Source organism: Pseudomonas sp. SDO5532_S415 (genome assembly GCF_054071155.1).
The window spans coordinates 1-5,965 of record NZ_JBSVWS010000251.1 but is presented as its reverse complement, the minus strand read 5'-3'; the positions used below and the strand labels follow the sequence as shown (position 1 = coordinate 5,965).

The 5,965-nt window shown below is 62.4% G+C and carries 5 protein-coding genes; all 5 read left to right on the top strand.

What is annotated here, in order from left to right; all coding sequences use genetic code 11:
- Positions 1-195: 195 nt before the first annotated feature.
- The 5 genes from ACW9HW_RS28345 (at position 196) to ACW9HW_RS28325 (ending at position 5,901) form a co-directional block, all read left to right on the top strand.
- The gene (locus ACW9HW_RS28345; protein ID WP_457402630.1) at positions 196-1,860 is read left to right on the top strand and encodes an AMP-binding protein; all 1,665 of its coding nucleotides are present in this window, start codon (positions 196-198) and stop codon (positions 1,858-1,860) included.
- A gap of 16 nt (positions 1,861-1,876) precedes the next feature.
- The gene (locus tag ACW9HW_RS28340; protein ID WP_457402628.1) at positions 1,877-2,638 is read left to right on the top strand and encodes an SDR family NAD(P)-dependent oxidoreductase; all 762 of its coding nucleotides are present in this window, start codon (positions 1,877-1,879) and stop codon (positions 2,636-2,638) included.
- Between the two features lie 12 nt (positions 2,639-2,650).
- Positions 2,651-3,844, top strand: coding sequence for an acetyl-CoA C-acyltransferase (locus ACW9HW_RS28335; RefSeq protein ID WP_457402627.1), 1,194 nt, complete (start codon positions 2,651-2,653; stop codon positions 3,842-3,844).
- Between the two features lie 140 nt (positions 3,845-3,984).
- Positions 3,985-5,112 carry an acyl-CoA dehydrogenase gene (locus ACW9HW_RS28330; RefSeq protein ID WP_457402625.1) on the top strand — a complete coding sequence of 376 codons (1,128 nt, stop codon included), beginning with the start codon at positions 3,985-3,987 and terminating at the stop codon, positions 5,110-5,112.
- A 15-nt stretch (positions 5,113-5,127) separates the two neighbouring features.
- Complete coding sequence (locus ACW9HW_RS28325) at positions 5,128-5,901, top strand: enoyl-CoA hydratase (protein WP_095194799.1); 774 nt, start codon at positions 5,128-5,130, stop codon at positions 5,899-5,901.
- Positions 5,902-5,965 lie beyond the last annotated feature (64 nt).

Genomic DNA, 5,965 nt, shown 5'->3' with positions numbered 1-5,965 from the left:
GGGTATACATTTCAATTGTGGGAGCGAGCCTGCTCGCGAAGAGGTCCTGTCAGGCACCGCATCCCTTGAACCTTGGCCAAACCAGTCAAGCAACTTGATAACTTTGACCATTGCCCCACCCCTCGCGCAGAGCGAGTATTTCCCTGTTGGTTACGGTTCCCCCAACCTAATAAAAAACACAGAGGGATTCTGGCAATGCGCGATTACTTGTCTGCTGTTTCACAGTTCAATTATCAGCACACCGTCGACGCCGCACTCGCAGGCGATCTGACCGCCCTCAATGCCTGCATCGAGTGTTGTGACCGGCATGCCTTGCCGGGGCGCATCGCGCTGTTCTGGGAAGGCCGCGATGGCGCCAGCGCGATGTACACCTTCAGCGACCTGCAGGACAAGGCCGCGCGTTTCGCCAATTTCCTCTTGAGCCAGGGGGTGCAGAAGGGCGACAAAGTCGCGGGCCTGCTGCCACGTAACATCGAATTGCTCATCACCGTGTTCGCCACCTGGCGCATCGGCGCGGTCTACCAGCCACTGTTCACCGCCTTCGGCCCGAAAGCCATCGAGCATCGCCTCGGCAGCTCCGGCGCCAAAGTGGTGGTCACCGACGCGGTCAACCGCTCGAAACTCGCCGAAGTCGCCGATTGCCCGACCATCGTCACCGTTGCCGGCCCCAAGGGGCAGGGCATTGTGCAGGGCGATTACAGCTTCTGGGCCGAACTGGCCAACTATTCCAACGTCTGTGAACCGGTAATGCTCACCGGTGAAGACCCGTTCCTGCTGATGTTCACCTCGGGCACCACCGGCCCGTCGAAAGCGCTGTCGGTGCCGCTCAAGGCCATCGTCGCGTTCGAGAGCTATACCCGCGACGCTGTGGACCTGCGCCCGGAAGACGCATTCTGGAACGTCGCCGATCCGGGCTGGGCCTATGGCATTTATTTCGGCGTCACCGGGCCGATGGCCATGGGGCACCCGATCACCTTCTACGATGGCCCGTTCACCCTCGAAAGCACCTGCCGGGTGATCAACAAATACGGCATTACCAACCTCACCGGTTCGCCCACCGCTTACCGCCTGTTGATTGCCGGCGGCGACGAATTCGCCAAGTCGATCAATGGCAAGCTGCGCATCGTCAGCAGCGCCGGCGAGCCGCTGAACCCGGAAGTGATCCGCTGGTTCGCCGACAACCTGGGCGTGGTGATTCATGACCACTACGGCCAGACAGAACTGGGCATGGTCCTGTGCAACCACCATGGCCTGGAACATCCGATTCATCTGGGCGCCGCCGGTTTTGCCTCGCCCGGTCACCGCATCGTGGTGCTGGACGATGAATACAAGGAACTGGGGGTCGGCCAGCCGGGCATCCTGGCCATCGACCGTACCCAGTCGCCAATGTGCTGGTTCGCTGGTTACCAGGGCGCACCGACCAAGGCCTTCGTCGGCAACTATTACCTGAGCGGCGATACCGTCGAATGGAACCCGGACGGCAGCATCAGCTTCGTCGGTCGCAGCGATGACGTGATCACCACTTCCGGCTACCGCGTCGGCCCGTTCGATGTGGAAAGTGCCTTGATCGAACACCCGGCAGTGGTGGAAGCGGCAGTGGTCGGCAAGCCTGATCCGGAGCGCACCGAACTGGTCAAAGCCTTCGTCGTGCTCAGCGCACAGTACCGCGCTGCGCCGGAACTGGCCGAGGAACTGCGTCAGCATGTGCGCAAGCGCCTGGCGGCGCACTCGTACCCCCGTGAAATCGAATTTGTCAGCGAGTTGCCGAAAACCCCAAGCGGCAAATTGCAGCGCTTTATCTTGCGCAACCAGGAAATCGCCAAGGCTCAAGAGGCCGCGGCGAAGAACGTTTCAGCTTGAATCCAAGGAAACAATGATGCAGATCGAAAACAAGGTTTTTCTCGTCACCGGCGGTGCTTCCGGCCTGGGTGCGGCCACCGCTGAAATGCTGGTCGGCGCCGGTGCCAAAGTGATGCTGGTGGACATGAACGCCGAAGCGGTCGCGGCGCAGGCCCAGCGTTTGGGCGCGCACAGCGTGGTGGCGGACATCAGCGACGAAGCGGCGGCTGAAGCGGCGGTGCAGGCGACGGTCAAGGCCTTTGGCGGTCTCAATGGCCTGGTCAACTGCGCGGGCATCGTGCGCGGCGAGAAGATCCTCGGCAAGAACGGTCCGCACGCCTTGGCCAGTTTCAGCCAGGTGATCAACGTCAACCTGATCGGCAGCTTCAACATGCTGCGTCTGGCCTCGGCGGCGATTGCCGAGACCGAAGCGGACACCGATGGCGAGCGCGGCGTGATCATCAACACCGCGTCGGCGGCGGCGTACGACGGCCAGATCGGCCAGGCGGCCTACGCGGCCTCCAAAGGCGCCATCGTCAGCCTGACCTTGCCCGCCGCCCGTGAGCTGGCGCGTTTCGGCATCCGCGTGATGACCATCGCCCCGGGTATTTTCGAAACGCCGATGATGGCCGGCATGACCCCGGAAGTCCGCGACGCCCTGGCGGCCGGTGTGCCGTTCCCGCCGCGCCTGGGCAAACCGGCCGAGTATGCGCAGCTGGTCAGGCATATCATTGAAAACAGCATGCTCAATGGCGAGGTGATCCGTCTCGACGGTGCTTTGCGCATGGCGGCCAAATAAGGAGGATTTGTCATGACTATCGCAAATGATCCAATCGTTATCGTCAGCGCCGTCCGCACCCCGATGGGCGGGTTCCAGGGCGAACTCAAAAGCCTGACCGCACCGCAACTCGGTGCCGCCGCGATCAAGGCCGCCGTCGAGCGCGCCGGTGTGGCGACGGATGCGGTCGATGAAGTGCTGTTCGGCTGCGTATTGCCCGCCGGTCTGGGCCAGGCTCCTGCGCGTCAGGCGGCGCTGGGTGCGGGGCTGGACAAGTCGACCCGCTGCACCACCGTGAACAAGATGTGCGGCTCTGGTATGGAAACCGCCATCCTGGCCCATGACATGCTGTTGGCTGGCAGCGCCGATGTGGTGATTGCCGGCGGCATGGAAAGCATGTCCAACGCGCCCTACCTGCTGGACCGCGCTCGCAGCGGCTATCGCATGGGCCACGGCCGGGTGCTCGATTCGATGTTCCTGGATGGCCTGGAAGACGCCTACGACAAAGGCCGCCTGATGGGCACCTTTGCCGAAGACTGCGCTGAAACCAACGACTTCAGCCGCGAAGCCCAGGATGCGTTCGCCATTGCCTCGACCACCCGCGCGCAGCAGGCGATCAAGGATGGCAGCTTCAAGGACGAGATCGTGCCGTTGACCGTCACCGTCGGCAAGGAACAAGTGGTGATCAGCAACGACGAGCAGCCACCGAAAGCCAAACTGGACAAGATCGCCTCACTGAAACCGGCGTTCCGCGAAGGCGGCACCGTCACGGCGGCGAACTCCAGTTCGATTTCCGACGGCGCGGCGGCACTGGTGCTGATGCGCCGCTCCGAAGCTGACAAGCGGAGTCTCAAGCCACTGGCGGTGATTCATGGCCACGCGGCGTTCGCCGATACCCCGGGCCTGTTCCCGGTGGCACCGATTGGCGCGATCAAGAAGCTGATGAAGAAAACCGGCTGGTCGCTGGATCAGGTGGACCTGGTTGAAGTCAACGAAGCCTTCGCCGTGGTCGGCATGGCCGCGATGAGCCACCTGGAGATCCCTCACGAGAAGCTCAACGTGCGCGGCGGCGCTTGTGCCCTGGGCCACCCGATCGGTGCGTCCGGCGCGCGGATTCTGGTGACCTTGCTCTCGGCCCTGCGCCAGAAAGGCTTGAAGCGTGGCGTGGCGGCGATTTGTATTGGTGGTGGTGAAGCGACGGCGATGGCCGTGGAATGCCTTTACTAAGCCAGCCTTACCCCTGTGGGAGCCAGCCTGCTGGCGATGACGGTGTGTCATGAAAGTAGATTTTGACTGACACGACGCCATCGCCAGCAGGCTGGCTCCCACAGAGTTCTTTGTCGTACCCCGGATTTTAAGGATTCACCATGATCCCCAATGACGAACAACTTCAGATCAGCGACGCGGCCCGGCAGTTTGCCCAGGAACGGCTGAAACCCTTCGCCGCCGAATGGGACCGCGAGCACCGTTTCCCCAAGGAAGCCATCGGCGAGATGGCCGAGCTGGGCTTCTTCGGCATGTTGGTGCCGGAGCAGTGGGGCGGTTGCGACACCGGTTACCTGGCCTACGCCATGGCCCTGGAAGAAATCGCCGCCGGCGATGGTGCCTGCTCGACCATCATGAGCGTGCACAACTCGGTGGGTTGCGTGCCGATCCTCAATTACGGCAACGACGACCAGAAAGAGCGCTTCCTCAAGCCACTGGCCAGCGGCGCGATGCTCGGCGCATTCGCCTTGACCGAGCCCCAGGCCGGCTCCGACGCCAGCGGCCTGAAAACCCGTGCGCGGCTGGAAGGCGATCACTACGTACTCAACGGCTGCAAACAGTTCATCACCTCCGGGCAGAACGCCGGGGTGGTGATTGTGTTCGCCGTCACTGACTCGAGTGCCGGCAAACGCGGGATCACGGCACTGATCGTGCCGACCGATTCGCCGGGTTACAAAGTCGCCCGGGTCGAAGACAAACTCGGCCAGCATGCGTCCGACACTTGCCAGATTCTGTTTGAAGACGTGAAAGTCCCGGTGGCCAACCGCCTGGGCGAAGAAGGCGAGGGCTACAAGATCGCCCTGGCCAACCTCGAAGGCGGGCGTGTCGGCATCGCTTCGCAATCGGTGGGCATGGCCCGCGCCGCCTTCGAAGCGGCCCGCGACTACGCCCGTGAACGCGAGAGCTTCGGCAAGCCGATCATCGAGCATCAGGCCGTGGCGTTCCGCCTGGCGGACATGGCCACCCAAATTGCGGTGGCCCGGCAGATGGTGCACTACGCAGCAGCGTTGAGGGACAGCGGCAAACCGGCCCTGGTCGAAGCGTCGATGGCCAAGCTGTTCGCCTCGGAAATGGCCGAAAAGGTCTGTTCCTCGGCGTTGCAAACCCTCGGTGGCTACGGTTACCTGAACGACTTCCCGCTGGAGCGGATCTACCGCGATGTGCGGGTCTGCCAGATCTACGAAGGCACCAGCGATATTCAGCGGATGGTCATTTCGCGCAATCTTTGAGAAGGAAAACACTACGTGAACTACGAAACGATTTTGCTGGAAACCCACGGCCGCGTCGGCCTGATCACGCTGAACCGCCCACAGGCGCTGAACGCCTTGAATGCGCAGATCGTCAGCGAACTGAACCATGCCCTCGACGGCCTGGAAGCTGACTCGAACATCGGTTGCATCGTGCTGACCGGCTCGAAAAAAGCCTTTGCCGCCGGTGCCGACATCAAGGAAATGGCCGAGCTGACCTACCCGCAGATTTACCTCGACGACCTGTTCAGCGACAGCGATCGCGTGGCCAACCGCCGCAAGCCGATCATCGCCGCGGTCAACGGTTTCGCCCTGGGCGGCGGCTGTGAACTGGCGCTGATGTGCGATTTCATCCTGGCTGGTGACAACGCGAAGTTCGGTCAGCCGGAAATCAACCTCGGCGTGCTGCCGGGCATGGGTGGCACTCAGCGCCTGACACGCGCCGTGGGCAAGGCCAAGGCCATGGAAATGTGCCTCAGCGGTCGTCTGATCGATGCGGTGGAAGCGGAGCGTTGCGGCATCGCCGCACGCATCGTGCCGAGCGATGAGCTGCTGGACGAAGCGTTGAAAGTCGCGACGTTGATTGCCAAAAAATCGTTGCCGATCGCGATGATGGTCAAGGAAAGCGTCAACCGCGCCTTTGAAGTGAGCCTGTCCGAAGGCGTGCGCTTCGAGCGCCGGGTGTTCCATGCCGCGTTTGCGACGCAGGATCAGAAGGAAGGGATGGCGGCGTTTATTGCCAAGCGCGAGGCTGAGTTCGTCGGTAAGTGATGTAGCGTTTGTGCGGGCGCCTTCGCGAGCAGGCTCGCTCCCACAGTTGATCTCTGGTGTACAT